This is a genomic window from Labrys okinawensis (genome assembly GCF_002982075.1).
Lineage (GTDB): Bacteria > Pseudomonadota > Alphaproteobacteria > Rhizobiales > Labraceae > Labrys > Labrys okinawensis_A.
In genome coordinates this window covers 173,302-199,394 of the sequence record NZ_PUEJ01000003.1, presented here as the reverse complement: position 1 = coordinate 199,394, position 26,093 = coordinate 173,302, and the positions used below count along the sequence as shown (strand labels likewise).

The following is a 26,093-nucleotide window of genomic DNA, read 5'->3' as shown; positions in this document are numbered from 1 at the left end:
CCGCGACAGAGGGGGCACAACCGGACATCCGTCCGGCGTGCAACCTTTTGCCGGAGTGCCCATGGCCGAGCCAGCTGCGAGCCCAGATCAGCAAACGCTCCTGAAGACCCCCCTTCATGCCGAGCATGTCGCCCTCGGCGCGCGCATGGTACCGTTTGCCGGCTATGACATGCCGGTCCAGTATCCCACCGGGATCATCGCCGAGCACAATCATACGCGCAATGCGGCCGGCCTGTTCGACGTATCGCACATGGGGCAGGCCTATCTCATCGCCGACAGCCATGAAGCCGTTGCCGCGGCCCTGGAAACCCTGGTGCCGGCCGATATCCTCAATCTCGCCCCGGGTCGCCAGCGCTACACCCAGTTCCTGAACGATGAAGGCGGCACGCTCGACGACTTGATGGTGACGCGCTCGACCGACCCCGCCGAAGACGGCAAGCTCGGCCTGGTGGTCAATGCCGGCTGCAAGGAGGCCGACTTTGCCCTGTTGCGCGACAAGATCGGCGACAGCGCCCAGTTGGTCATTGCTGCCGACTACGCCCTGCTCGCATTGCAGGGTCCGCTCGCAGCTGCCGTGCTGGCCGATCATAGCCCCGACGCAGCCGCCATGCCCTTCATGGCCTCCCGCCGCTCGACCTTCGACGGCATCGCGGTCGGTCTCTCCCGCTCGGGCTATACCGGCGAGGACGGCTATGAGATCTCGGTTCACAACGACAAGGCCGTCACCCTCTGGCGCACGCTGCTGGCCGACGAGCGGGTCAAGCCGATCGGCCTCGGCGCCCGCGATTCGCTGCGCCTGGAAGCCGGTTTGTGTCTCTATGGCCATGAGCTCAACCCGACCATCTCACCGGTCGAGGCCGGCCTGCTGTGGTCGATCCAGAAACGCCGCCGCGAACAGGGCGGCTTTCCCGGTGCCTCCCGCATTCAGCGCGAAATCGCTTCGGGGCCCGCGCGGGTTCGCGTCGGCCTCAAACCGGAGGGTCGCGCGCCCGTGCGCGAGGGCGCGGCGCTGAAGAATGCAGCTGGCGAAACCGTCGGCATCGTCACCTCCGGCGGCTTCGGCCCCAGCGTGGGCGGTCCCATCGCCATTGGCTATGTGCCCCCTGCCCTGTCGGCTGAAGGCACCAGCCTCACCGTCGAATTGCGCGGCAAAGACGTGCCGATACAGGTCGCGCCACTGCCATTCGCGCCACACCGCTTCCATAGGTCGTAGAGGAGAGCCAAATTTCACCCTCCCCTGGAGGGGGAGGGTCGGACGAAGTGCGGGGTGGGGTGACGGTACTTGCCTTCCGCACCATTCCTTACCCCGTTTTCACCGATCGATAGTTCATCACCCCACCCCGACGCTGGCGCGTCGACCCTCCCCCTGCAGAGGAGGGTGTGTAAACCACCAGAGGAAAACCATGGCCACGATCAAATTCACCAGCGACCATGAATATGTATCCGTCGAGGGCGATGTCGCCACGATCGGCATCACCGACTACGCCCAGTCGCAGCTCGGCGACGTGGTGTTCGTCGAACTCCCGGCTGCCGGCAAGGTGCTCAAGCAGGGCGACGAAGCCGCGGTGGTGGAATCGGTGAAGGCCGCCAGCGAGGTCTATGCGCCGGTTTCCGGCGAGGTGCTGGAAGTGAACGAGGCCCTGCCCGATGCACCGTCCACCGTGAACGAGGATCCGCTCGGCAAGGGCTGGTTCATCAAGATCAAGCTCTCCAACCCGGCCGAACTCGACGCCCTCATGGACGATGCAGCCTACAAGGCCCATATCGGAGCCTGATCCATGCGCTATCTACCCCTGACCGCCGAGGATCGCAACGCCATGCTGGCGAAGATCGGCGTCAACGGCATCGACGATCTCTTCGCCAGCGTCCCCGCCGACAAGCTCCTGAAGGCGCCGCCGGTCCTGCCGAACGCCAAGAGCGAAATGGCGGTCGAGAAGATCATGACAGCCTTCGCCTCGCGCAATGTCACCGCGTCCTCGGTGCCCTTCTTCGTCGGCGCCGGCGCCTACAAGCATCATGTGCCGGCGACCGTCGACCATCTGATCCAGCGCTCGGAGTTCCTCACCTCCTATACGCCCTATCAGCCCGAGATCGCGCAGGGCACGCTGCAATATCTCTACGAGTTCCAGACCCAGGTCGCGCTGCTGACCGGCATGGAAGTCGCCAATGCCTCGATGTATGACGGCTCGACCGGCACGGCCGAAGCCGTGCTGATGGCCCATCGAGTCACCCGCCGCTCCAAGGCGATCCTCTCCGGCGGCCTGCATCCGCATTATACCGACGTGGTGCACACCATCTCGAAGATGGCCGGCCATACCGAGGTGGCCATGCCCGCCGATGTGGACGGCAGCGAGGACCTGATTGCTAAGATCGACGGCGAGACCTCCTGCGTGGTGGTGCAGAACCCTGATGTCTTCGGCAATCTGCGCGATCTCACTCCGATCGCGCAGGCCTGCCACAAGGCCGGCGCCTTGCTGGTCGCCGTGTTCACCGAGGCCGTTTCGCTCGGCCTCATTAAATCGCCAGGCGAAATGGGCGCCGACATCGTGGTCGGCGAGGGCCAGTCCATCGGCAATGCCCTCAACTATGGCGGGCCCTATGTCGGCCTGTTCGCCACGCGGCAGAAATATGTGCGCCAGATGCCCGGCCGCCTCTGTGGGCAGACCGTGGATGCCGAGGGCCGGCGCGGTTTCGTGCTGACGCTCTCCACCCGCGAGCAGCATATCCGCCGCGACAAGGCGACCTCGAACATCTGCACCAATTCCGGCCTGTGCGTGCTCGCCTTCACCATCCACATGGCGCTGCTGGGCGAGAAGGGCCTGCGCAAGCTCGCCCTCGTCAACCACGCCAATGCGGTGAAGCTGGCCGAGATGCTGGCCAAGGTGAAGGGCATCGAGCTCATCCAGAAGAACTTCTTCAACGAATTCACCATCCGGGTACCTGGCAGTGCCGCCTCTCTGCTGGAGAAGCTGGCAGCGCGAGGCATTCTGGGGGGCGTGCCCTATTCGCGCCTGTCGCCCAACGCCGAGCTGAAGGATCTCCTGATCATCGCTTCTACCGAAGTGAACACCGACGAGGACCGCACCGCCCTCGTCAGCGCCCTGAAGGAGCTGGTCTGATGTTGAACCGTCAGGGACGTCCCTCCTCCCCCGGCGAAGGCGCCGAGGCTGTCCACCCCACCTTCACGGGCAATCGCGCCCTCGTCATCGAGGAAGCTTTGCTGTTCGAGATCGGCCGCACGGATGTGACCGGCGTCGACGTCGAGGAGGTGGAGGATTTCGAGCCGAGGCTCGGGGCCTTCGAGCGCAAGGATCCGATCGGCCTGCCCGGCTTTGCCGAGCCGGAAGCGATGCGTCATTTCGTGCGCCTGAGCCAGAAGAATTTCGGCATCGACACCGGGCTCTTCCCGCTCGGCTCCTGCACCATGAAGCACAATCCACGCCTCAACGAGAAGGTGGCGCGGCTGCCGGGCTTTGCCGACATCCATCCGCTGCAGCCGATTTCGACCGTGCCCGGCGCGCTGGCAGTGATCGATCATCTCGCCCATTACCTCAAGACCCTTACCGGCATGCCGGCGGTGGCGATGAGCCCGAAGGCCGGCGCGCATGGCGAGCTTTGCGGCATGATGGCGATCAAGGCCGCCATCGCAGCCAGGGGTGAAGGCGAGACGCGCAAGGTCGTGCTGGTGCCGGACTCGGCCCATGGTACCAATCCGGCCACCGCCGCCCTGATCGGCTTCACGGTCGAATCGATCCCCGTGCGCGAGGATGGCACCGTCGATCCCGCCGAGATCAAGCAGGCCCTGGGTCCGCATGTCGCCGCGATCATGCTGACCAACCCCAACACCTGCGGCTTGTTCGAGCGTGACGTCAGCGCCATCGCCGATGTGGTGCACGAGGCGGGCGCCTATTTCTACTGTGACGGCGCCAATTTCAACGCCATCGTCGGCAAGGTCCGCCCCGGCGACCTCGGCATCGATGCCATGCACATCAACCTGCACAAGACCTTCTCGACGCCCCATGGCGGCGGCGGGCCGGGCGCGGGGCCGGTGGTGCTCTCCGACAAGCTCGCCCCCTTCGCGCCCTTCCCCTATGTCGTCAATGCCCGCGTGCTGGTCGAACGGGCCGAAGAGGTGATGAACGGCGAGACGCCTTTCGGCCGCCTCACCGCCTTCCACGGCCAGATGGGCATGTTCACGCGGGCGCTGACCTACATGCTCTCGCATGGCGCCGACGGCATGCGGCAGGCCTCCGAAGACGCGGTGCTCTCCGCCAACTATATCCGCGCCAGCCTGGCCGACTTGATGTCGGCCCCCTTCGGCGACCAGCCCTGCATGCACGAGGCCCTGTTCGACGACACCTGGCTTAGGGATACCGGCGTGAGCACGCTCGATTTCGCCAAGGCGATGATCGACGAGGGCTATCATCCGATGACGGTGTATTTCCCCCTCGTGGTGCACGGCGCCATGCTGATCGAACCGACGGAGAGCGAATCCAAGGCCTCGCTCGACCTCTTCATCGCCACGCTGCGCGACCTCGCCTTGGCCGCCAGGCGCGGCGAGACCGAGCGCTTCTCCGGCGCGCCCTACCATGCCCCGCGCCGGCGCCTGGACGAGACCCGTGCCGCCCGCCAACCCGTGCTGCGCTGGACGCAGCCGGAGCCGATCAAGGACGCGGCGGAATAGGAAACGATCATTCCCGCCGGCGCGGGCCCTGCGGGATTTTCACAGCACCGGGCCAGGCATGGGCTTCTTCCAGCTCTTCATCGACCGCCATCTCGACATCGAGACGATCAAAAGTGCCATCCGGCATTATTTCGGGTCGGAGCGGGCGATCGCCTATTTCGCCTCCAAGGAGGAGATGTATGAAAGCTGGGGCGCCGGTGGCGACAGGCCGCTCGATGTCCGTGTCGTCATCGCGCCCTTGAGCAAGACCTATCCTCTCCTGCTCGACGTCTGGCAGCCCGGCCCGGACTCGCTCGAAGAAGAGCGGCGCTTCGCAATCTATTTTTCGAAGACAGCCAACTGCCGCTCTATCATCACCGACGAGGAACTGAATCCCTATAGCTGGTATTGCGTGGATCCATCAGGGCAGATCGAGACGGTCTACCTTACTGATGCCGATATGGGCGTGAAGGAGTAACAGCAATTAAGCGAGGATGAAGCTATCGTTTTGGCAGGAACGGATGCGGATACATGAAATAAACATGCAAATCCTCTCTTACCAGCATAACAGCCCATAGAATTGCTATCATACAAAGCCCTGTCATAACGATTGCGAACGAACCAGTAAACGCCAAAACAATCGCAACCATCAATGCAACAGGAAGCAATAACAACATATTATACTCTTCCTTTAAGTTCAAATCTATGCCTTTTCTAAATATATCATTTAAAATAAAACGCGCCCTAATTACACTCACGGTCAAAAGTAAAATATTTGCAACAAGCCCCCACGAGAAATAATCAAAAAAATTGTAATTTCTATAATATATAGATATAATTAATATGCCGATATTTATACTTACCGCATCCAAGATAAAGTCCCGAACTGCGGGCGAGATAACGACCCCGAGAAATCTAACCTTTAAAGCTTGCTGCTCCCCACTCACTGGCATCAACGCAGCAAATTCGCGATCGGCTGACTTATCCTGGTTGAATTTCGAAACCATTTCATCTTGTTCTCGGGTCGACGAGTTAAATACAGCAAAAAAGAACCACATAAAATTCAGAGATGGATTTATCTTTTCAGCAAGAAAATAGTCGAGACCGATCATTATGCCTGCGACTATGCCAACACTGACGAAGCGGCGGCGGAGTCCGGCCACTGCCTGTCGCCATCCAAAGCCAATGTTGAGATCTCTCCACAAGAGACAGCGCAGTGCTTCCGCGGACGATATCAGCTTTTCTTCCGGAGTTCCGGGCTCAAAGACAAAAGCTGAACCACCCGGCACCGCCTGCTTGCGTTCGGCAGGCTGGATTTGCGCCAGCAGCGCCTTGCCAATGGCCCTGATAAAAGTCTCAACATTGCGTTCAATCGCCTGTGTGGGAACTATCCTTGTCAACGTCGCTATGGGCCAATAGAGCCAGGCGACGACAGCGATCAGGCACAATGTCAGTATCAGTACAGCCCATTCGAAGAAATCGGGAACCCCTGCCTGTCGCCCTACTTCTTCGAGCCCAAACAGGGCTGCAGCAAAGCCGACGACAACACCTGCTGTCACCCTTAGCTGCCTCTTCTTGTCGGAGCCTATTCGCAAGGCGACCAAGCCGCCCGTGACAAAGCAAGCCTGAATGACGCAAGAAACCAGTCCTTCGGTCAAAGAGAGTCGGCACAATCCGATGATCAAGGACGGCAGAGCGATCTGGGCGGCCGCGGAAAGAAGAAGTCCCTCGATGGCGTAGCGGTCAAGGTGAGGAACGAGCAGGCTCTTTGCCACCTGTAAGCGGCGGCGGGCCACTTCCAAGGCATAGTACCAACACGCTGCAGAACAGATGAGATAGATGGGTAACACGCGCGTGTAAACGTGACCTTCGAGGCGCAGCAAAGGCGATATGATGAAAAGCGTCACACACCAGAACAGATAAGCAAGTGCGGCTGTGGGGTCGCAACCCAGCGTCAATTTCAGCCAGATCTGCTCCCGTTTCATTGCGCAATCTCCACGAAGAGATCCTCGATGCCGAGCGTCCTGATTCCTGCCCGACGAGCGAAATCGGGCCAGTCTTCGGCGGGCGAGCGCCGAAGCACCAGCGAGAGGGCGCCATCAGCCAGAATTCGACGGTGAAGCTCTCCCACGATGGCGCCTTCCGGCAACGCATGGGGCGGCACAATCACATGCGCCACGCATTCCTTGAGATCGTCCACTGGAGCATCCAGGATGAGATGCCCCTGATGCAGAAATAGGATACGCGAGGCCACGCGTTCAAGATCGGACACGATATGCGTCGAGAACAACACTGTGGTTCCGCCTTCGCCGGCCCGGATCACGATGTCGCGTAAGAGCTCCCGGCGGACCGCAGGATCGAGCGCAGCGGCGGGCTCGTCCAGGACCAGGAGCTCGGGACGAATGGCCAGTGCGCGCACCAGTTCGACCTGTTGGCGCTCTCCCGGCGAAAGCGCGGAGAGTTTGCGGTCGATCGGGATCCGGGCACGCTTGAGCGCCTCATTCACATACTCTCGATCCAAACTCGGATAGAGCCGGGCGATGAAGTGCATCATCTGCTTCACCGACATCCATTCGAGAGCGGTCGGGGTCTGCGACACATAGGCTAGACGCTCCTTGACGCCGTCGCTCATCGTCAGGGCCGCTTCGTCAAAGACCCAGGCCGTGCCGGCCTCGACTTCGATCAAGCCCAGCAATGCCCGGATCAGCGTCGATTTGCCGGCGCCGTTTCGACCGACGAGCCCGACGATCTCGCCGGGCTCTATGCGCACGCTGACATTGGTGAGGGCCTGATGCGTACCGTAGACCTTGCTGAGCCCAGCCGCGCGTATCGGCGTTGCTGCCGGAATCGATTGAGTCGACGCAAAATTCGTCATTCCTTCCCCTCCAGCAAGGCCGCCAGTCGCCGCAAGATGACGTCGCCGGGCAGTTCCAATTCACGCGCCTGACGCGCCATTTCCAGGAGATGAGGTTCAATCAGTGCGAGGCGCTGGTCGAGTGAGGCAGCGCGCCGGGACGATGTCGCGACGATCATGCCTCGCCCCTGCAGGCGCTCGAGGTGCCCTTCGGTTTCCAGCAGGGAATAGGCCCGCGACACCGTCATCGGATTGATCGCATGGAAGCCGGCGACCTCTCGTACGGAGGGCAAAGACACGCCCTTTTCCAACTGGCCGCTCACGATCATGCGGCGCAATTGGCCGGCGATCTGCCGATAGATCGGTTCAGCCGCACCGGGCAAGATGGCGAATTCCGAAGCGTCCATGTGTATCAATATAGCAATACACTCGCGGCTTGCAATCGCCAAGATGGAAATCGCGACGCCTCATCCCCTCCGATGCTCGCTCACCGTCACCCGCCCCGGCGCGAAATGGGTTTCCAGCACAGGCACGGCCCGGCGGGGATCGCAGCGCCCGCACATGAAGATGTCGAGGGCGGCATAGCCGGTCTCGGGCCAGGTGTGGATGCTGATGTGGGATTCGGCGAGCAGGGCGACGCCGGTGATGCCGCCGGTGTCGCCGAAGCCATGCAGCGTGACGGCAAGCACCGTGGCGCCGCAGGCGTCCGCCGCCTTGCGCAAGGCGCGTTCGATTCCCTCGGCATCGCGCAAGCCGCGACAATCCCAGAAATCCGCCAGAAGATGCAGGCCGGGCGCGAAAGCCGGGACTGCGACGGTGGGGGTGGTTGGACCCGGATCGCGCTTGGCGTCGTCCATCACGGCCGCCCCGGCTGTTGCGCGGCGTGCTGCTGCACGGCGCGCTCCTGCGCGAACAGCACCTGTTTCCAATTGGTGTCCTTGGTCTGCATGCGCCAGATGAAGGCATCGAGGATGTAATGGGTAGCCTGGGGCATGGCGAGCAATGGCGCCAGCCAGATCAGGGTATCGGACCCCTCCAACGACGGCAGCGCCTCGAAGAGGCCGAACAGGCCGCCATGTTCACGCCAGACGAAGCCGTCCCATAGCCCCTCCTCCAGGAAGGCGAGGCCGACGAGGATGGCCATATAAACGGGCACCGCCCGCCAGGTGAAGAGGCGGGCGATCCACGGCGCCAGGAAGGAACTGCGTGCGCCCTGCAACCGCGCCTGGTTGCGGCCATAGCCCCAGATCAAGGCGATGTAGGGAATGCCGTGGGCGATGATATTGGTCCCGGTGAAGACGAGATCGTTGTCGAACAGCACGATGCCGATGAACCAGGACGTTGCCGTCCCGACGAGCAGGAGATTGCGTGGCAGGTTGAAGCCGGCGCCTCGCCTGATCAAGATCATTTCCTTGGCGGCATAAGCAACGAGAATGGCGCCATAGACGATGCCGGCGACGGTTGCGAGCAACGGCAGGTCGAGGCGGATGAAATCACCGTCCACGAACCACGAGAATTGCCGCCTGTGGCAATGCCAGTAGACCAGCGGATAGAGGGTGGCGCCATAGATTGCCGCCTTGTCGATGCGGCGAAACAAGACCGGCAAGCCCCGTTCACGGCGCGCATAGATCATCATGAACCCATATTGCTGCCGCACGAAATGAAACACGGCCGCATAGGCGAGCACGCGCCAGAACACCAGGCTGCCGCACCAGTAGAGCAGGCAGCCCCCAAGCCAGGCCAACACCGGCGTCAGCCCGTAGAGCAAGGGCCGCGCCGTCAGCTCGGCCCGGTCGAGATAGGTACGGAACAGGGTGGAATAGACATGGGCGACATCGACGCCCACCACCAGCACCAGCCAGAGCCAGGGCGAGGCCTCGCCGATGGCGGCATTGCCGAACAAGGGCCAGGCCAGGGCAGCCAGCGTCACCAGCACCGCGGGCGCCAGGATGAAGCTGAGGTCGAAACGGGCCGAAAAGATCCAGGGCTGCACTTTCAGGAGGGTTTGCGCCATCACAGCACCGTCACGTAACGATGGCCAGTATAGGCCATGGCGTTCTCGGCCGCACGCACCCCATGCGTATAGGCCTCCTCGAAGATGGAGATGCCGCTCATATCGGAATGAGCGGTAAAGAGCGGCGGCTTCTGGTTCAGCCCGGCACGCCGCTGCGGGCCCCAGATGAAGCCGGGCACCGGTCTGACCATGGCATGGCCCCAGATCCAGACGTCGGCCCTCTCGACATGGCCCTCGAGTTCGGGATGCACGGCGAGAAGTTCCTTGAGGAAGATCGCCTGCCACTCGTTCAGGGGGCGGGCCAATGCCTCGCGGCGTGCTTCCGCCGGCGGCAGATGGCTGAGCGGCCAGTAGTAGGTCAGCACCGTCTTGGTCGGGCGCATCTGGGGGATCTGGTGCGTTGCCACGACATAACCGAGCAAGGGGCTGTCGAAGACGACATTGTCCCAGGCGAGACTGGCGCCCACACCACCGGGCAGGCGGCCGAGCGTGATATTGGCAACGGCCCATGGCGCATAGGAGAAACCGGCAGCGCGGCCGGGATCGCGCATGAGCCGCGCCGAGACGAAATGCGGCGTCGCCAGGATGGCGGCTCTGGCCTCGATGCGGAAAGCCTTGTCGGCGGCCGCATCCCAGACGTCGACGGTAACGCCAGCGTTACCGGCCACGCCATTGCCCTTCTCTTCGACGGCATAAGCAAGCGATTGCGTGCGGATGCGCGAGCCGAGCGCTTCGGCAAGACGGCGCGCCAGATAGCCATTGCCCTCCGGCCAGGTGACCAGGCCCTGATCGTCCGCGTCGGCGCCCCGGCCGTTGCGGGCAGCGAAATAATGGATGCCGGCCCACGCCGAAACATCCTGGGCGCGCGCGCCATAATCGTCGCGGCAGCAATAGTCGACATACCAGGCCAGCGACGGCGAGCGATAGCCCTCCTTCTCCATCCAGGCCGTCATGGTGATGCCGTCGAGCGCCATCAAATCGGCGTCCTGCGAGCTCAGGTCGAGCGGAATGGCGAAGGCGCGCCGGCCGTCACGGCCGATACGCTGACGAAACGTCTTCATCGCCGCAAAGAAACGCTTGCCATCGGCCTCCTCGTCCGCCTCGAGGCCGATGGCGGGCATCAGGCCCTCCTGCCAGCGTCCATAGCGATAGAGCCGCTCCGAGGGATCCGCACAGAGAGCATAGTCGTCATAGATGGCCGTGCCCTTGGCGTCGTAGCCGGTGATGATGCCGAAATCCTGGAACAGCGCCCTGACCGCCCTGGCCTCCTCCGTGAGTAGCGGCACGTAATGGGCGCCCCACGGGAAGGCGCAGACCTCGTTGCGGCCGCTGGCGGCATTGCCGCCGGGAGAGGCCTCGAGATCGAGCAGCAGGAAATCGTCGTAGCCGGCCTTGGCGAGGCGGTAGCCGGCGCCGAGGCCCGCAATCCCTCCGCCCACGATGACGACGCCGGTCTTGCGGATCTCGCCGGCAACCGGGAAGGACCCGTTCCGCAGCCTGTGGCCGATACGGGACGACGCGCCCACCAGGTCCCCCGGCAGGGAACCGCCTCCGCCGCCGCCGGGCAGCGCCTTGCCCGCCAGCAATTCTCCGCCGACCAGCCCGGCGCCGGCCAGGCCGAGCGAGGCGGCCCCCAGGGCGAGGAACTGCTTGCGGCTGATCCGGGTCATGGCGAAGGTCGCCCTGAAAACGTCATTGCGAGTGCAGCGAAGCAATCCAATCCCTCGGGCGGGTCAAAGCTGGATTGCTTCGCTACGCTCGCAATGACGGCCGGCAAAATCGAAGCCGAATGTCTAATAAATGAGGTAATTGCCCCACTCCTCGTCGAAATAGCGCACCAACGGCTGATCGTCGAGGCGCTGGATGGCAGTGGCGACATGGGCCATGTCGGGCGGGAACTGGAACATCGCCTTCATGGTGGTCACATCGAGGAAACGCAGCCCCCCGGGCAGGCGGTCCGGCGGGCGATAGGGCGAGAAGGAGCCGATGATGAAGCCCCACTCCCCGAAGGACGGCACGAAGAGGTGGTAGGCCGCGGTCTGAAAGCCCGCCGCCGCCAGCGTGTTGTTGACGCACCAGAAGGACTTGCGCGCGACCAAAGGCGAGGTGCTCTGGATCACCACCAGCCCGTCCTGGTTCACCGCCGATTTCAGGAGGCGGTAGAAGGTGAGCGAATAGAGCTTGCCGATCGAGAAATTGGAGGGGTCGGGCAGGTCGATGATCACCGCATCGAAATGCGCATCGGCCGGCTTCTGCTCCCGCAGCCAGAGGAAGGCATCGGCATTGATCAGCGTCAGCTTGGGCGAAGCCAGCGAGCCGCCATTGAGACCGGTCATCATCTCGTTGTGCGAGAACAGGCGCGTCACGGCCGGATCGAGATCCACCATGGTGACCGCCTCGACCGCCGGATATTTCAGCACCTCCCGCAGCGCCAGCCCGTCGCCGCCGCCGATGATCAGCACCCTGCGCGGCGCTTTCAGGGCGCTCATCACGGGATGCACCAGCGCCTCGTGGTAGCGATATTCGTCGAGCGAGGAGAATTGCAGGTTCGAATTGAGGAAGAGGCGGACATCGCGCTGCTGGCGCGTGACCACGATGCGCTGATAGGGTGTCGACTCTGCGTAAATTACCGTGCCCGGATAGGCGCTCGCCTCTGCCATCGACTGGATGCGCTCGGACCAGATGAAGCCAGCGCCGAGCAGGGCCAGGACCGCGAAGGCCGCGGCCTTGTGCGCGCCGCGCCGGAGGATGGGCGCCTCGATGGCATAGAGTACCCAGATAGCCACCAGCGTATTGAGGATACCGAACAGGAAGGCCGAGCGGATCAGGCCGAGATAGGGCACCAGCACCAGCGGAAACAGCAGGGAGGCGAAGAGCGCGCCGATATAGTCGAAGGTGAAGACCTTGGAGACCAGATCCTTGAAGGCGAGCCGCCCTTCCAGGATGCGCAGCAGCAGCGGAATCTCGATGCCGACCAGAATGCCGATCACGCCGACCAGCGAGTAAAGCCAGAGCCGGAAGGAGGCGACGTGGTCGAACAGGACGAAGAGGGCCGCCGCCGAACTGCCGCCGACCGCTCCGACCAGCAGCTCGATGCGGACGAAATGGCCGAGGAGATCACGCGCGAGATAGCGCGAAAGCCATGAGCCCACGCCCATGGCGAAGAGATAGGTGCCGATGATGGTGGAGAACTGCGTGACGGAATCGCCAAGCAGATAGCTCGCCAGCGTACCGGCGATCAGTTCGTAGATCAGCCCGCAGGTTGCGATCACGAAGGCCGAGAAGAGCAGCAGGATTTCCACGAACGCGCCTTCGGATTACTGTTGTGGCGGGATTACCACCCAAACCTCACGTCATTGCGAGCGCAGCGAAGCAATCCAAGGCCCTGGAATGGGACCGGCTGGATTGCTTCGCTACGCTCGCAATGACTGAAAGGCCAAGCATGACAGTCCCGCCTGACATGCCGTCAGCCATGGATCGCCGAGGCGATGATGATGGCGATGCCGAGAGCCACCGAGCCCAGGAAGACAGCCAGGGCCATGTTTCGCTTTTCGCACAGTTCCTTCCACACCTGCACCTTCGGGGTAAGCAGGTCGAGAAGCACGAAAGCAACGACGAAGACCAGGATGCCGATGCCCGAATAGACCAGCGACGCAACGACGAATTTCAGTTCGATCAGGCCGGAGACGTCCATGAATGACCCCTATTTATGATATGAATAGCCGCCGCCAGAGCTTCTGCCCCCGCCGCCGAACCAGCCGGAGGAGCCGCCGTCGCTACTTCTGAGGCCGCGGCTGGTGGTCTGCTTGCCGTGCCACATATTGGCCAGCGAATAGCCGCCGAAATTGCCGAGCGCCATGCCGAACACGACGGCCCCGGCGAAGATCATCTGAATCCTGCTCACGTGTCCTCGCTGCCGAAACTGCTGAAGTCGTCGCTCGACCAGGAACTGTCGCTGTCGTCGTCATCGCTCGACGACCACCAATCATCGGTCCCGGAATCGGAGTTGCTGGTGCCGGCGGCGGCGGCGACGAAACCGCCCGCCGCCAGGTTGCCGGACAGCGATGGTGCTTCCTCGTCGATGCCGCCCTGCTCCCAGCGCGACCGCTCGAAGCGCCGGTCGCGAAAGAAGCCGAAGCCGGCGCCGAGGGCCAGCAGGCCGACGGCGCCGAGATAGTTCGACCAGATCGGCACATCGTGCCGTACCGTGACCGTGAACGTTTCCGAAGGCAGGGGATTGGCGGGCGCGGGAGCAACGGCGGGTTGCGAGGCGGGTGCACTCCCGGCCTGGCCATTGTTGCGCAGCCAGGTCTGCAGATAATCCTCCCGCGCCACCATCGGCACGGTCTCCGGCACCTTGGTGAACAGGCCGGCATTGGTGTCGATCAGCAATTTGTAGGTGCCGGCCGGCACCGGTGACAGCAATTCGCTGGTGCGCTCGGTGACCCGCCCGCTGCTGTAATTCTCCAGCCCCTGGGAGGCGTGATAGCTGCGGTTGGTCTCGACATTGACCAGGGCGACGTCGAGCTCCAGCCAATCATCCTTGAGCTCGGCGCTGGTCTCGAACTCGATATTGCCGCGGCCCTCCAGGCGGAACGGTTCGGAGGCGAAGGTCTTGCCCTTGTCGGCGGATGTCAGGGTGAAGGTCTGCGAGACGACCTGGCGTCCGGGCGAGAGGGCGAGCGAGCCGAACTGCAGCAGCGTCGCCACGCCAAGGGCGGCGAGCGGCACCCTCAGCCAGCGCTTGTGCGGATTGGGCTGGTTGACGCCGGGCCCATAGCGCTCGTCCGCCAGCGGCAGCTTGAAGGCCTCGGCCACCTGGCTGGGTTCGAGATAGATGCCTTCGGAGACGATGATTTCCTCATCGTTGCTCTCGACCATCAGCCGATGGGGCGAGGCGATATAGTCCGTCGTCTCGGTGACGTCCGCCGTGGAAGCGCGCCAATAGAATTCGCCCGCGACATATTTGGTAAGCGCCTGTCCCTTGCTGAAAAAGGCATAGCGCCGCCCCTCGACCGTGATGTCGACGGCGCTGCCGGCCGCCGGGACATCGCGGGTGAGCATCTTCACCAAGGTCCAATGGCCGGCTTCCCGGACCAGGAAGCGATAGCCCCGATAGGGATTGAAGAGGAGATATTCGATCCACTCGTAATATCCTGTCCGGTCGCTCCGGCGCATATAGCCGACGACCTCCCATTCGACGTCCTGCAGCCGCCCACGGGCGCCGATCGGAATTTCCGAGGGCTCCAACGCAGCCTGCGCCTTCTGGATGATGCGCAAATTCTCGTCGGCGACGTCGATCAGCGAGGAGCATTGGCTGCAGGTGGCGCTGATCGACTGGCCGACGGCGCGCAGCGTCACCGACCCGCCGCAATTGGGACAGGCAAAGGTTCGCGGCCGTCCGGGCGGCCGTGGCGCAGGTGCGGCCGGTGACGGGGATGGCGGCGGCGCAAGGGGCTCATCCATCACCAGCCCTCCAGTGGCCTGAGATTGGAGAAGCGCAAGGCGTCCCATTCCAGATAACGGCCGAAATAGACATTGGCCTCCACACCATCATGTTCGAGCGTGGCGAATTCGCCATCGGTACCGATACAATCGATCGACACGGTGCGCCGGCCTTTGGGGGCCGCGAAGGGCAATTCACCTTCCGACCCCAGGCAGGTCGCCAGCTTGATATCGACGGCCTTGAGCTGAACGCCCTTCACCGTCACCGAGAAGCCCGGCCTTACGTCGGTGGCACCGTCCTCGCTCTCCTTCAGCAGCGGCCGGCAGCGATCCAGTGCTTCGCGCACATTGTTCCAGGACTTCTCCTCCGCCTTGAAGCTCACCGAGAAGAACCCCTGCGCCTCGCCGATCCAGCCTTCGCGGCCATCATCCATCAGCATGCGCCATTCGTTCCACAGCCCGTCGCTCCAGCCGATCTTCAGGCGACCGATAATGGTGAAGGACTGGCCGTCGAACATACCGCCGGTGCCGAGCTGAAGAGGGCTCATGTCGTCGGGCAGAGCCGCCATCACGCCGAGCGACGCCACGTCGACATCGGTGCGCACCACCATGGACTGGCAATAGGCACAGACGGCATAGACCGACTGCGCCGACCGGAACACGACATCCGCTCCGCAGGAAGGGCAGGCGAATTTACGCATTGGGCCTCGTATGGATCACGGGATTGGCCGGCCTCCTGCGCCGAGGCACGGCTCCGAGACAAGGGTTCTGTCGTCCCAGGCGGGGCCGGGGGCCGAGGAAAGCGATCCAGTGGCTATGAAACACATCCATGGGCCCTGGATCCCTTCCCTCGCCGTCTCTCGCTACGCTCGCGAGAAACTCGGCCGGGGAGGACGACTGCTTTGAAGTCGGGTCTATTTGATCCGTGACAGCAATTCGGCCTTCTTGGCGTCGAATTCCTGCTGTGTCAGGATGCCCTTGGCCAACAGCCCGCCGAGCTTTTCGAGGAGCTGGATCGGATCCTCCGCCGGCTGCGCGGGCGCGGCCGGTACCGAGGGGGCTTGGGTCGGCGCCGCATTGGCAAAGCCCTGCGCCATGGCCTGGCCGATCGCCATGCCGGCGCCGAGCCCTGCCCCCGCCCCGGCCAGGCCGCCCGGGTTCTCGGCGGCAAGAGGAATGGATTCGGCCGTCTGGAACTGGGCGTAGCGATTGAGATCGCCCAACATGTTCATGGAACTGGCCTTGTCGAGAATGCGCTGGAGTTCCTCGGGCAGCGACAGGCTCTGGACGTAGAAGCTCTTGACGTCGATGCCATAGTCCCGGAGCGCGGGACGAATGGCTTCCGCCAGCTTCTGCGAAAAAGCTTCCTGGTTGGCGGCCATGTCGATGAAGGCGACATTGCTCTGGCCGAGGGTCGAGGCGATGGCGGTGAGCACGGCACCGCGCAACTGCCCCTCGATCATCTCGGTGGTGCACCGCTCCGCCGTGCCGACCAGGCGCGACCAGAACGCGCCGACATCGCCGACGGCGTAGGAATAATTGCCGAAGGCGCGAATGCGGATCGGGCCATATTCCTTGTCGCGGATGGTGAGGGGCTGGGTTGTGCCCCATTTGCGGTCGATCTGGTCCTTGGTGTCGAAGAAATAGACGTCCGACTTGAAGGGCGATTCGAAGAACTTGTCCCAGTTCTTCAGATAGGTCAGCACCGGCAGGGTCTGGGTGGTGAGCGTATAGGTCCCGGGGCCGAAAATGTCGGCAATCTTGCCCTCGTTGAAGAAGGCCGCCTTCTGCGTCTCCCGCACCACGAGTTGGGCGCCGTTCTGGATTTCCATGCCCGACATCGGGAAACGGTAGGCCAAAAGGCCCGGCTCCTCGGCCGTCCACTGGATGACATCGATAAATTGCTTGGAGATGAAGTCCAGAATGCCCATGCCCGTATGCTCCACACCGACGGATCCGCAAGCCATAGATAGCCTACTCTACCTAGCATCGGTGGCAATGAGAAAGAGTAACCCAAGGGACAGTCGTAGTCCGTATCACTATAGAAATGCACAGGACCAGCTCCCCGCAGACGGATGCCGCAGGCCTCCTGTCTTTTTTGTGGGAGAATATGACAATCCGTGACGGATCAAGGGCATCGCCGGAATCGATATCGTCTTTTCGTGTCCCCCAGCCGGCCGGCGACAGGAGGTGAGACCGTGATCCTGAACCTCGCTGCATCGGAATGGAACGTGCGGCTCCGCCAACCGTGACATTAACGCACCAATTGGTTACTTAATTCGGGAAACCGTCGCAGCATTGTTTGCACCCATTCCAAAAACGTGAAAAAAGCACGATTACTCAACGTGGAGACTTCTCGATGACCGACAGTGCCGATCTCGGCCCCCGCGAGGCGATGGAATATGATGTCGTCGTGGTCGGCGCCGGACCTGCCGGTCTGGCGGCAGCGATCCATCTCAAGCAGCTCAATCCCGAAACCAGCGTGGTGGTGGTGGAGAAGGGCTCGGAGGTCGGCGCCCATATCCTCTCGGGAGCGGTCATCGATCCGGTGGGCCTCGACAAGCTGCTGCCCGAATGGCGCGAGGCCGATGACCGCCCGCTGGTGACGGAGGTCACCGAGGACCAGTTCTTCTATCTCGGCCCGTCCGGCGCCTTGCGCCTGCCCAATTTCGGCATGCCCAAGCTGATGTCGAACCACGGCAATTTCGTCGGCTCGCTCGGCAATGTCTGCCGCTGGCTGGCGGTCCAGGCCGAAGCGCTCGGCGTCGAGATCTATCCCGGCTTTGCCGCCGCCGAAGTGCTCTATGACGATAAGGGCGCGGTGATGGGCATCGCCACCGGCGACATGGGCATCGGCCGCGACGGCCAGCCCAAATCCGGCTTCACCCGCGGCATGGAACTGCACGGCAAATACACCCTGTTCGCCGAGGGCGCCCGCGGCAGCCTGACCAAGACGCTGATCGCCAAATACAATCTCGCCGACGGCCGCGAGCCCCAGAAATACGGCATCGGCATCAAGGAACTCTGGCAGATCGATCCGGCCCGGCATGTGCCTGGCCGGGTGCAGCATTCCTTCGGCTGGCCGCTGGATTCGAAGACGGGGGGCGGCTCCTTCCTCTATCACCTCGAAAACAACCAGGTGGTGGTGGGCTTCGTCATCCACCTCAACTACACCAATCCCTATCTCTCGCCCTTCGACGAGTTCCAACGCTTCAAGCACCATCCGCTGATCGCACCGACCTTCGAGGGCGGCAAGCGCATCGCCTATGGCGCGCGCGCCATCACCGAGGGCGGCTACCAGTCGGTACCCAAGCTCTCCTTCCCGGGCGGCGCCCTGATCGGCTGTGCCGCCGGCTTCGTCAACGTGCCGCGTATCAAGGGCAGCCACAACGCCGTGCTCTCGGGCATGCTGGCGGCCGAACACCTCTCCAAGGCGCTGGCCGAGGGGCGTTCGCATGACGAGCCCGCCTCCTACGAGGCGGCCTGGCGCTCCAGCGAGATCGGCCGCGACCTCTACAAGGTGCGCAACGTCAAGCCGCTATGGTCCAAGCTCGGCACCATCGCCGGCGTTGTGCTCGGCGGCATCGACATGCATCTCAACGAGAAGCTCGGCTTCTCCCTGTTCGGCACGCTCAAGCATGGCAAGCCCGATTACGCCACGCTGAAGCCGATCGCCGAAAGCAAGCCGATCGACTATCCCAAGCCGGACGGCAAGCTGTCCTTCGACAAGCTATCCTCCGTTTTCCTCTCTTCGACCAACCACGAGGAAGACCAGCCGATCCATCTCACATTGAAGGATCCCAAGGTCCCGATCGAAAAGAATCTGCCCCTTTATGGCGAGCCGGCCCGGCTCTATTGCCCGGCGGGCGTCTATGAGGTGGTCTATGGCGACGAGGCGGCCAAGAAGGATCCGCGCTTCGTGATCAACGCGCAGAACTGCGTGCACTGCAAGACCTGCGACATCAAGGATCCGGCCCAGAACATCAACTGGGTGACCCCGGAGGGCGGCGGCGGCCCGAACTATCCGAACATGTAAACGCGCCTCGCCGGATGAAAGCGTTCATGTACGCCGGCCTCGGGGCCGTTCTCCTGGGCATCGGCCTCTATCTGCAGTTCGGCATGGCCGGGGTTTCCCCGGCCGACCGGTCGCATTGCGAGCAGGCTGTCGAGAAGGTCTATGGCGGCAGCGAGGAAACCAAATCAACGCTCCTGCCCAAATGCGGCGAGCCGGGCATGGTCGCCATGATGGATGCCAGGACCAGCGGCGCCGGCGCCGAGCAGGCGGCGCAGTCGATTGCGGCCGCCAATCGCACCGGTCTCGTCGGCATCCTGCTCAATTGCGCCCTGATCGGCGCCGGCATTGGTGCCCTAGGTGCGGCTGCCGCCACCTTCCGGCAGTCGAAAAAGCGGGCCGTATAGGCGCCAAGCGGGAGCGACTCTCAAGACCCGCCCGCCGACCACTGCCTCAGGCATAGATCGCCTTCATGCCTCCCTTCCCCAGCAGGTCGCGCGTGCGGGTGGTATCTTCGGTGACCAGCGTATCGATCGACGACAGCGCAGCGAAATGGTGCGCCGCCGCGGTGCCGAATTTATCCGGGGTCGCCACGGCGACGACCTCGGCGGCCGCCCGGATCATCGCAGCCTTGATCGCAGCCTCGTCATAGCCGGCGGTGGTCAACCCGAACTCCTCGTGGATGCCGTGCACCCCGATGAAGCACAGATCGGCATTGACGGCCTGAAGCTGGTCGAGCACGCGCGCGCCCAGCACCATCTGGCTGCGCTTGTCGAAGACGCCGCCGAGCAGGATCACCTCCAGATGCGGATGCTCGGTCGTGGCCGTCGCCACCAGCGGACTGTTGGTGACGATGGTTGCCCTGAGATCACGCGGCAGCTGCCTGGCCACTTCGAGATTGGTGGTGCCCCCGTCGATGACGACCACCTGATCCGGCAGCACGAGCCGGGCCGCGACCCGGGCGAGGCGCGTCTTCAAGCCGGCTGCGATCTTGTAGCGCCCCTGGAAAGGCAATTCTCCCGGCGAGACCGGCAGGGCGGCGCCATGGACACGCTTGATCAGGCCCTCGGCCGCCATGTCCCGGAAATCGCGCCGGATGGTGTCCTCGGAAACCTCGAAATGGGCCGAGACCTCCTGGGTCGACAGCCTGCCCCTGGCCTTCAGCGTCGACAGGATGAAGGCGCGCCGCTCATCGGGCGTGGATTCAATCGACAAGGCGAGTCCTCGATTGCACGTTTATGACGATATCGATAGAAACATGCATTCCCTATCACAACATCTGTCGACGGATCCAGCATGAAAGAGCTCCTCCTGAAGGGGAATGTCATTCTCGAAGACGCCATTCGCGAAGACGCCGTGATCCGCTGCGTCGACGGCCGGATCGCCGCGATCGAACCCTATGCTTCCGCGCATGAAGGCGAAGACCTGCTCGATTTCAGCGGCTGCTATTTGTCGCCGGGCTTCGTCGACATTCACGTGCATGGCGGCGCCGGCGCCGACTATATGGACGGCACCGTCGATGCCATACGGCGGACCAATGTCGCCCATGCCAGGCACGGCACGACCTCAATCTTTCCGACCACCACGACGGGGTCCTTCGCCCAGCTCGACGCGATGGTGAAAGCGTGCGAAAACGTGCAGGCTTCCTGGACGCCCGCGGACGGCGCCCGCATCGCCGGCCTTCATTTCTACGGTCCCTATTTCGCGGAGGACAAGGTCGGCATCCACGCGCCGGAAGGCCGGCGCGACCCGGTGCGGGAGGAATACGAATATTTCCTCGGCCGGAAGATCATCAGGATCGCGACCTGCGCCTCCGAACTGCCCGGCGCCCTCGCTTTCTTCGACCATGCCCGCCAACAGGGCTGCTTCATCACCTGCGGCCATTCCAATGCCTGCTGGAGCGAGCTGGAGGCGGCCTTCGCGCACGGCATGCGCCATGTCGACCATTTCTGGTGTGCCATGAGTTCGGTCGCCTCCCTGCGCAGGCGCTTCGGCACGCCCATGCAGGCCGGCATGGAGCAATATGTCCTCGCCAACACCTCGATGAGCACCGAGGTGATCGCCGACGGCATCCACCTCTCCGACGACCTGCTGCGCTTCGCCTTCCGCCTGATCGGGCCCCGGCGCTGCTGCCTCGTCACCGATGCCAACCGCGCCATGGACATGCCGCCGGGCCAATATCGCTTCGGTTCCCGCGAGGACGGCAGCTGGGTCTGGAGCGACGGCCATTCCGTTCGGGGCGAGGACGGCAGCCTGGCGAGCTCGATGCATGGCATGGACCGGATGGTAAGGACGATGGCGCGCGCCATCGGCGGGGACTTGCCCGCCGTCATCCGCATGGCCTCGCTCACGCCGGCCGAGCTCACCGGCATTGCCGGCGAAGTCGGCAGCCTGGCGCCGGGCAAGCGCGCCGACATCGTGGTTCTCGACAGGGAGTTCGAGGTGGAACGTGTCTTCATCGGCGGCGAGGCTCTGCCTGCCGCCGCTGCTCACGCCTGCAACTGAGGCGAGTCCCGGTTTGCCTTGGCCCGAACGCTTTTTCCTCTACGGCGGGTTGGCGCGTCCCCGCACCGCCGTGAGAGACATTCGGCACCGCCTCATCGCGCCAGTCGCTCTCCCCGCTCATGGCGCATCAGCCCCGCCGCCCCTCCGATCGCAAGCACGATCAGCACCAGGGTGAAGCCGACGACGGCGGGCCATCCCCCGGCACTCCAGAACCAGCCGCCGGTCGAACCGACGATGCTGGCACCGAGGTAATAGGCCAGCATGTATAGCGAAGCTGCATGGCCCTTGCTGGTGCCGCCCAGCCGTCCGACCCAGCCGCTCGCCACGGCGTGGCAGGCGAACTGACCGGATGTCAGCACCGCAATGCCGGCGATGATGCCGACAAGGCTGGGCAGGAATGTCAGCCCGATGCCGGCCGCCATGGTCAGGAGGCCTGCGATCAGCACCGGTGCCCGCCCCACCCGGTCGGCCGCCATGCCGCCGAGCGAGGAAGAGAGGGTGCCGAACAGATAGACGGTGAAGATCAGGCTCGTCTGCGTCGGGCCGAGGTCGAAGGGCGGCGCCATCAGCCGGAACCCGGCGTAATTATAGACGGTCACGAAGCTGCCGAAGCCGCAAAAGGCGATGGCGAACAGCAGGGGCTTCGCCGGCACGCCTCCAGGCTTTTCGCGGCCGAAATGAGAAAGCCAGGCCCGGAGATGATAGCGCAGATCGAACCCCTTTCGCGGGGTGAAATGCTGCGACGGCGGCAGCAGCAGGACGAAACCGAGCGCCAGGACGAGGCCGGCGAGACCGACTATCCCCACTGCGAAGCGCCAGGTCAGGAACTCGGCCAGAATGCCGGTCAGCACACGGCCCGACATGCCGCCGAGCGCGGTGCCGGCAATGTAAAGCCCCATCGCAAAGCCGAGGCCGGCAGGCTCGATCTCCTCGGCCAGATAGGCGATGGCAATGGCCGGTACGCCGCCGATCGCCACGCCTTCCGCCGCGCGCAGGGCGAGAATGGCGTGCCAGCCCGGCGTGACCGCGACGGCAAGATTGAGCAGGCTGGCAAGGCCGATGGACGCGAACATCAAGGCGCGCCGCCCGAATCGCTCCGAAACCGCGGCGGCGGCGAAGATCGCGAAGGCCAGGGCACCGGTGGTCAGCGAGAGCGCCAGCGAACTCTGGGCCGCGCCGACATGGAATTCCTCGGCCAGCAGCGGCAGCAAGGGCTGAACGCAGTAGATGAGCGAAAAAGTGCCGAACCCGGCGAGGAAGAGAGCGAGGCTGATCTTGCGGTAGGCGGCCGAACCGCGTGCGACATGAGGCACGGGCGGCGCACAGGCGGCGGGAGCGGACATGACCAAGGGGTCGTACCGCAGGGGCAGCTTGTCAAGCACGGATCCCCGGGCCATTCCGGGGGAACGGCCGATACCCGCCAGCAATGGCGCCGTCTGGAGTTACAGCCGCCAACCTCGGCTGGAGATGGGCGCATCGGCCGGCGAAATCGGCGGATTAGCGAGGCGAGTGGGTTGTTCCCTCGCCTCAAAGCAGCCATGGTAGCGGCGAATAATTCGCGACTGCGTCGCCTGTGTCGAGGCGGCCGGCTGATTCGGAGTTTTCTTTCCAGTGCCCCTGTCTTCCCGCATGTCCTTTTCCGCCGCTTTGCTGGCGATCGCCTTCTCGACGACCCTGATGGCGCCGGCACTGGCGGCCAAGACGGTCGAGCGTCCGTTCCGGCCGACCTCCGCCTCCGGCAGCCTGTTGGCGGGACGGCTGGCCGCCAATGTGCGCGATGACGACAACGCGGCCTCCTTCTATGCCAAGGCGCTGAGCAGCGGCCTGTTCAAGGACGAACAGGCCCGCCAGGAGCTGACCAACCGCACCTTCATCGCATTGCTGACCTCGGGCGAGATGGACAAGGCCGTCACTTTCGCCCGGCGCGTGGTGGCGATCGACAAGAAGAACCCCATCGCCCATCTCGTGCTCGGCATCCGGGCGCTGAAGGGACGGGACTACACCAAGGCCCGCGACGAACTCGCCTTCACCCTCGACAAGCCGATCCTGCAGCTGGCGACGCCGCTGATCTCCACCTGGACCTATGCGGGCGCCGGCCAGACCAAGAAGGGCGTGGTGGCCAGCGACGACATTTCGTCCAATGACGGCTTTTCCACCTTCAAGAATTTCTCCACCGGCATGATGCTCGACATGGCCGGCATGCGCGATGAGGCGATCGCCCGGCTCAAGGATGCCCATGAGCGCGACGCCAATGCCGTCTCCATCGTCGATGCCTATGCGCGCGCGCTGGTGCGCGCCGGCAAGAAGGACGAGGCGCTGAAGGTGCTGGATGCCTATTCGGCCAAGGTGCCCCGCCAGCCGATCGTCACGGCGCTGATCGCCGACATCAAGGCCGGCAAGCGCATCGGGCCGGCCGTGACATCAGCCCAGCAGGGTGCAGCCGACATCCTGGTTTCGGTCGCCGCCGGTATCGCCAAGCAGGGTGGCGCCGACTATGCCGTGGTGTTCTATCGTCTGGCGCTCTATCTGGAGCCCAACAACGCCACCGCGCTGATCGGCCTCGCCGAGCTCTACAGCGATCTCAAGCAGCCCCAGACCGCGGAGACCCTGTTCAAGAGCGTGCCCGCTTCCTCGCCGCTCAAGCGCAATGCCGAAATCGAGCTCGCCACCACGCTGGACGAACTCGACAAGACGGATGAGGGCGTGGCGCATCTGAAGAAGATCATCGCGGCCAATCCGCAGGATCTCGATGCCATCATCTCGCTCGGCGGCATCTTCAATCAGCGCAAACGCTGGGACGAAGCGGCGGTGGCCTTCTCCCAGGCCGTCGACGTGATCGGCAAACCCACCCGCAATGACTGGCCCACCTTCTATTATCGCGGCATCGCCTATGAGCGCACCAAGCAGTGGCCCAAGGCCGAGGCCGACTTCAAGAAGGCGCTCGAGCTCTTCCCCGACCAGCCTTCGGTGCTGAACTATCTCGGCTACTCCTGGATCGATCAGGGCCTCCATCTCCAGGAAGGCATGGAGATGATCAAGAAGGCCGTCGATCAGCGCCCCGATGACGGCTACATTGTCGACAGTCTCGGCTGGGCCAACTACAAGCTCGGCCAATATGACGAGGCCGTCGAACAGCTCGAGCGCGCAGTCTCCCTCAAACCGAGCGACCCCACCATCAACGACCATCTGGGCGATGCTTATTGGAAGATCGGGCGCAAGCTGGAGGCGACCTTCCAGTGGCGCCACGCTCTCGATGCCAAGCCCGAGCCGGACGAAAAAGCCAAGATCGAGCAGAAGCTGAAGGACGGCATGCGGGACACGGCCTCGGCCGATGCCGGCAAGGCCGGCGACGCCACCAAGTCTCCGGATGCGCCCAAACCCGCCGATGCGCCCAAGCCCGCCGATGCTCCCAAGCCGGCGGACGCGGCAAAGCCGGCCGACGCGCCGAAGACACCGGATGCCGTCCAGCCCTCGCAGCCCGAAAAGCCTGCGGATGCGCCCAAGCCGGCGGATGAGACGAAACCTGCTGAGGCTCCCAAGCCCGCAGACGAGACAAAGCCAGCTGACGCTCCCAAGCCAATGGATGCGCCCAAGCCGGCCGATACACCGAAGCCGGCCGAGCCCATAAAGCCTGCAGCTCCGTCCAACAACAATGGCGGCTGACCTCCCGGCGGCCGGCGAAACGGGAGTTTCGCCGGGCCGGCTGAACGAGAAAGCCCGTGCCAAGGTCAATCTGACCCTGGCCGTGCTGGGCCGGCGTGCGGACGGCCTTCATGTGCTCGACAGCCTGGTCGCCTTTGCCGGCATCGCCGACGAACTCAGTCTCGAACCGGGGGCCGATCTTTCCCTGGAGGTCTCCGGTCCCCGGGCGGATGAGACCGGCGCTCTTGCCGACAATCTCGTGCTTAAGGCGGCCAAGGCTCTGGGCGAGCGGCATCCAGGTCTCGTTCTCGGCCATTTCCGGCTCGACAAGCGCTTGCCGGCGGCAGCCGGCATCGGGGGCGGCTCCTCGGATGCCGCGGCTGCCCTGCGCCTGCTCGCCCGCGCCAACGGCCTGCCGCTGACCGATGAGCGCATCCTGGTTGCCGCCCGCGCCACGGGCTCGGACGTTCCGGTCTGCCTGGAAGGCGTGAGCCGCTGGATGCGCGGTGCGGGAGAGAGCCTGTCGGCTCCGGTCCCTCTGCCGCCCCTGCCCGCCATCCTCGTCAATCCAGGCGTTGCCACGCCGACGGCGGACGTCTTCCGGGCTCTCGCCCTTCCCGTCGGGCCGGTCGCTTCTTCCGAGCTTTCCCTGGCGGCGGCCATCGAGGGCGAGCGGAGCCCGGTCAGGCTGATCGACAATCTTCGTCGCGGCGGCAACGATCTCGAGCCGCCCGCCCTTGCCCTGCGCCCGGCGATCGCCGAAGCACTCGGCGCCTTGCGCGACCAGCCCGCCTGCCGCCTCGCCCGCATGTCGGGCTCGGGCGCCACCGTGTTCGGCCTGTTCGAGACGGTCGAAGCCGCGGTCGAGGCGAGGCTGGCGATCGCGGAGCATCGGCCGGGTTGGTGGGTGGTCGACACCGTCATCTGCTGAGCAAGAAACGCCTGCGCTCCGGGGGAA

General features: G+C 63.9%; 24 protein-coding genes. 10 read left to right on the top strand and 14 right to left on the bottom strand.

The features are described 5' to 3' along the window. Positions 1 to 61 precede the first annotated feature (61 nt). The 5 genes from gcvT (at position 62) to C5L14_RS07960 (ending at position 5,141) form a co-directional block, all read left to right on the top strand. Entirely contained in the window at positions 62 to 1,213 is a 1,152-nt protein-coding gene (gcvT, locus tag C5L14_RS07980; RefSeq protein WP_105861510.1) for a glycine cleavage system aminomethyltransferase GcvT, read from the top strand. A 190-nt stretch (positions 1,214 to 1,403) separates the two neighbouring features. Further along, complete coding sequence (gcvH, locus tag C5L14_RS07975) at positions 1,404 to 1,775, top strand: glycine cleavage system protein GcvH (protein ID WP_105861509.1); 372 nt, start codon at positions 1,404 to 1,406, stop codon at positions 1,773 to 1,775. A 3-nt stretch (positions 1,776 to 1,778) separates the two neighbouring features. Further along, positions 1,779 to 3,119, top strand: coding sequence for an aminomethyl-transferring glycine dehydrogenase subunit GcvPA (gene gcvPA / locus C5L14_RS07970; RefSeq protein ID WP_105861508.1), 1,341 nt, complete (start codon positions 1,779 to 1,781; stop codon positions 3,117 to 3,119). Further along, positions 3,119 to 4,684 carry an aminomethyl-transferring glycine dehydrogenase subunit GcvPB gene (gene gcvPB, locus C5L14_RS07965; RefSeq protein ID WP_181161079.1) on the top strand — a complete coding sequence of 522 codons (1,566 nt, stop codon included), beginning with the start codon at positions 3,119 to 3,121 and terminating at the stop codon, positions 4,682 to 4,684. The genes gcvPA and gcvPB overlap by 1 nt, the downstream gene beginning before the upstream one ends. 58 nt (positions 4,685 to 4,742) lie before the next feature. Continuing rightward, positions 4,743 to 5,141 (top strand): hypothetical protein, encoded by a 399-nt coding sequence (locus tag C5L14_RS07960; RefSeq protein WP_105861507.1) that lies wholly within the window; start codon positions 4,743 to 4,745, stop codon positions 5,139 to 5,141. Between the two features lie 22 nt (positions 5,142 to 5,163). Here the strand turns inward: C5L14_RS07960 and C5L14_RS07955 are convergent, their stop codons facing one another. The 12 genes from C5L14_RS07955 to C5L14_RS07900 all read right to left on the bottom strand — a co-directional run bounded on the left by C5L14_RS07955 (position 5,164) and on the right by C5L14_RS07900 (position 16,907). Further along, complete coding sequence (locus tag C5L14_RS07955; RefSeq protein WP_105861506.1) at positions 5,164 to 6,648, bottom strand: hypothetical protein; 1,485 nt, start codon at positions 6,646 to 6,648, stop codon at positions 5,164 to 5,166. Further along, complete coding sequence (locus C5L14_RS07950; protein ID WP_105861505.1) at positions 6,645 to 7,538, bottom strand: ABC transporter ATP-binding protein; 894 nt, start codon at positions 7,536 to 7,538, stop codon at positions 6,645 to 6,647. The genes C5L14_RS07955 and C5L14_RS07950 overlap by 4 nt, the downstream gene beginning before the upstream one ends. Then, complete coding sequence (locus C5L14_RS07945; RefSeq protein WP_210203214.1) at positions 7,535 to 7,966, bottom strand: GntR family transcriptional regulator; 432 nt, start codon at positions 7,964 to 7,966, stop codon at positions 7,535 to 7,537. Before C5L14_RS07945 ends, C5L14_RS07950 begins: the two co-directional genes overlap by 4 nt. Positions 7,967 to 7,984: 18 nt before the next feature. Continuing rightward, complete coding sequence (gene speD, locus C5L14_RS07940) at positions 7,985 to 8,374, bottom strand: adenosylmethionine decarboxylase (protein ID WP_105861503.1); 390 nt, start codon at positions 8,372 to 8,374, stop codon at positions 7,985 to 7,987. Then, positions 8,374 to 9,531, bottom strand: coding sequence for a hypothetical protein (locus tag C5L14_RS07935; RefSeq protein WP_181161078.1), 1,158 nt, complete (start codon positions 9,529 to 9,531; stop codon positions 8,374 to 8,376). The genes speD and C5L14_RS07935 overlap by 1 nt, the downstream gene beginning before the upstream one ends. Beyond that, positions 9,531 to 11,201 (bottom strand): FAD-dependent oxidoreductase, encoded by a 1,671-nt coding sequence (locus C5L14_RS07930; RefSeq protein ID WP_105861956.1) that lies wholly within the window; start codon positions 11,199 to 11,201, stop codon positions 9,531 to 9,533. The genes C5L14_RS07935 and C5L14_RS07930 overlap by 1 nt, the downstream gene beginning before the upstream one ends. 123 nt (positions 11,202 to 11,324) lie before the next feature. Beyond that, entirely contained in the window at positions 11,325 to 12,833 is a 1,509-nt protein-coding gene (locus tag C5L14_RS07925) for a polyamine aminopropyltransferase (RefSeq protein ID WP_105861502.1), read from the bottom strand. Between the two features lie 164 nt (positions 12,834 to 12,997). Continuing rightward, positions 12,998 to 13,225 (bottom strand): DUF350 domain-containing protein, encoded by a 228-nt coding sequence (locus C5L14_RS07920; protein ID WP_105861501.1) that lies wholly within the window; start codon positions 13,223 to 13,225, stop codon positions 12,998 to 13,000. Positions 13,226 to 13,234: 9 nt separating this feature from the next. After that, the gene (locus C5L14_RS07915) at positions 13,235 to 13,435 is read right to left on the bottom strand and encodes a hypothetical protein (protein WP_146126864.1); all 201 of its coding nucleotides are present in this window, start codon (positions 13,433 to 13,435) and stop codon (positions 13,235 to 13,237) included. Further along, positions 13,432 to 14,997, bottom strand: coding sequence for a DUF4178 domain-containing protein (locus C5L14_RS07910; RefSeq protein ID WP_181161077.1), 1,566 nt, complete (start codon positions 14,995 to 14,997; stop codon positions 13,432 to 13,434). The genes C5L14_RS07915 and C5L14_RS07910 overlap by 4 nt, the downstream gene beginning before the upstream one ends. Beyond that, positions 14,997 to 15,677 carry a DUF4178 domain-containing protein gene (locus C5L14_RS07905; protein ID WP_105861498.1) on the bottom strand — a complete coding sequence of 227 codons (681 nt, stop codon included), beginning with the start codon at positions 15,675 to 15,677 and terminating at the stop codon, positions 14,997 to 14,999. Before C5L14_RS07905 ends, C5L14_RS07910 begins: the two co-directional genes overlap by 1 nt. A 213-nt stretch (positions 15,678 to 15,890) precedes the next feature. Then, positions 15,891 to 16,907 carry an SPFH domain-containing protein gene (locus C5L14_RS07900; RefSeq protein ID WP_105861497.1) on the bottom strand — a complete coding sequence of 339 codons (1,017 nt, stop codon included), beginning with the start codon at positions 16,905 to 16,907 and terminating at the stop codon, positions 15,891 to 15,893. Positions 16,908 to 17,335: 428 nt separating this feature from the next. On the opposite strand from C5L14_RS07900, the gene C5L14_RS07895 reads away from it, so the two are divergent. Then, positions 17,336 to 19,012, top strand: coding sequence for an electron transfer flavoprotein-ubiquinone oxidoreductase (locus tag C5L14_RS07895; protein WP_105861496.1), 1,677 nt, complete (start codon positions 17,336 to 17,338; stop codon positions 19,010 to 19,012). 26 nt (positions 19,013 to 19,038) lie between these two features. Continuing rightward, positions 19,039 to 19,395 carry a hypothetical protein gene (locus tag C5L14_RS07890; protein ID WP_105861495.1) on the top strand — a complete coding sequence of 119 codons (357 nt, stop codon included), beginning with the start codon at positions 19,039 to 19,041 and terminating at the stop codon, positions 19,393 to 19,395. Positions 19,396 to 19,441: 46 nt separating this feature from the next. Here C5L14_RS07890 and C5L14_RS07885 read toward each other — a convergent pair whose 3' ends face one another. Next, on the bottom strand, positions 19,442 to 20,203 hold the full coding sequence (locus C5L14_RS07885; RefSeq protein ID WP_105861494.1) for a DeoR/GlpR family DNA-binding transcription regulator: 762 nt from the start codon (positions 20,201 to 20,203) through the stop codon (positions 19,442 to 19,444). An 81-nt stretch (positions 20,204 to 20,284) separates the two neighbouring features. Between C5L14_RS07885 and C5L14_RS07880 the strand changes: the two genes are divergently transcribed. Beyond that, positions 20,285 to 21,493 (top strand): N-acetylglucosamine-6-phosphate deacetylase, encoded by a 1,209-nt coding sequence (locus tag C5L14_RS07880; protein WP_105861493.1) that lies wholly within the window; start codon positions 20,285 to 20,287, stop codon positions 21,491 to 21,493. A gap of 92 nt (positions 21,494 to 21,585) precedes the next feature. On the opposite strand, the gene C5L14_RS07875 is transcribed toward C5L14_RS07880, so the two are convergent. Next, complete coding sequence (locus C5L14_RS07875; RefSeq protein WP_428832615.1) at positions 21,586 to 22,863, bottom strand: MFS transporter; 1,278 nt, start codon at positions 22,861 to 22,863, stop codon at positions 21,586 to 21,588. 241 nt (positions 22,864 to 23,104) lie between these two features. Here C5L14_RS07875 and C5L14_RS07870 point away from each other — a divergent pair, with 241 nt between their 5' ends. Together C5L14_RS07870 and C5L14_RS07865 are read left to right on the top strand one after the other, a co-directional pair. After that, complete coding sequence (locus C5L14_RS07870) at positions 23,105 to 25,156, top strand: tetratricopeptide repeat protein (protein ID WP_146126863.1); 2,052 nt, start codon at positions 23,105 to 23,107, stop codon at positions 25,154 to 25,156. Then, complete coding sequence (locus C5L14_RS07865; RefSeq protein ID WP_105861491.1) at positions 25,146 to 26,066, top strand: 4-(cytidine 5'-diphospho)-2-C-methyl-D-erythritol kinase; 921 nt, start codon at positions 25,146 to 25,148, stop codon at positions 26,064 to 26,066. The genes C5L14_RS07870 and C5L14_RS07865 overlap by 11 nt, the downstream gene beginning before the upstream one ends. Positions 26,067 to 26,093 lie beyond the last annotated feature (27 nt).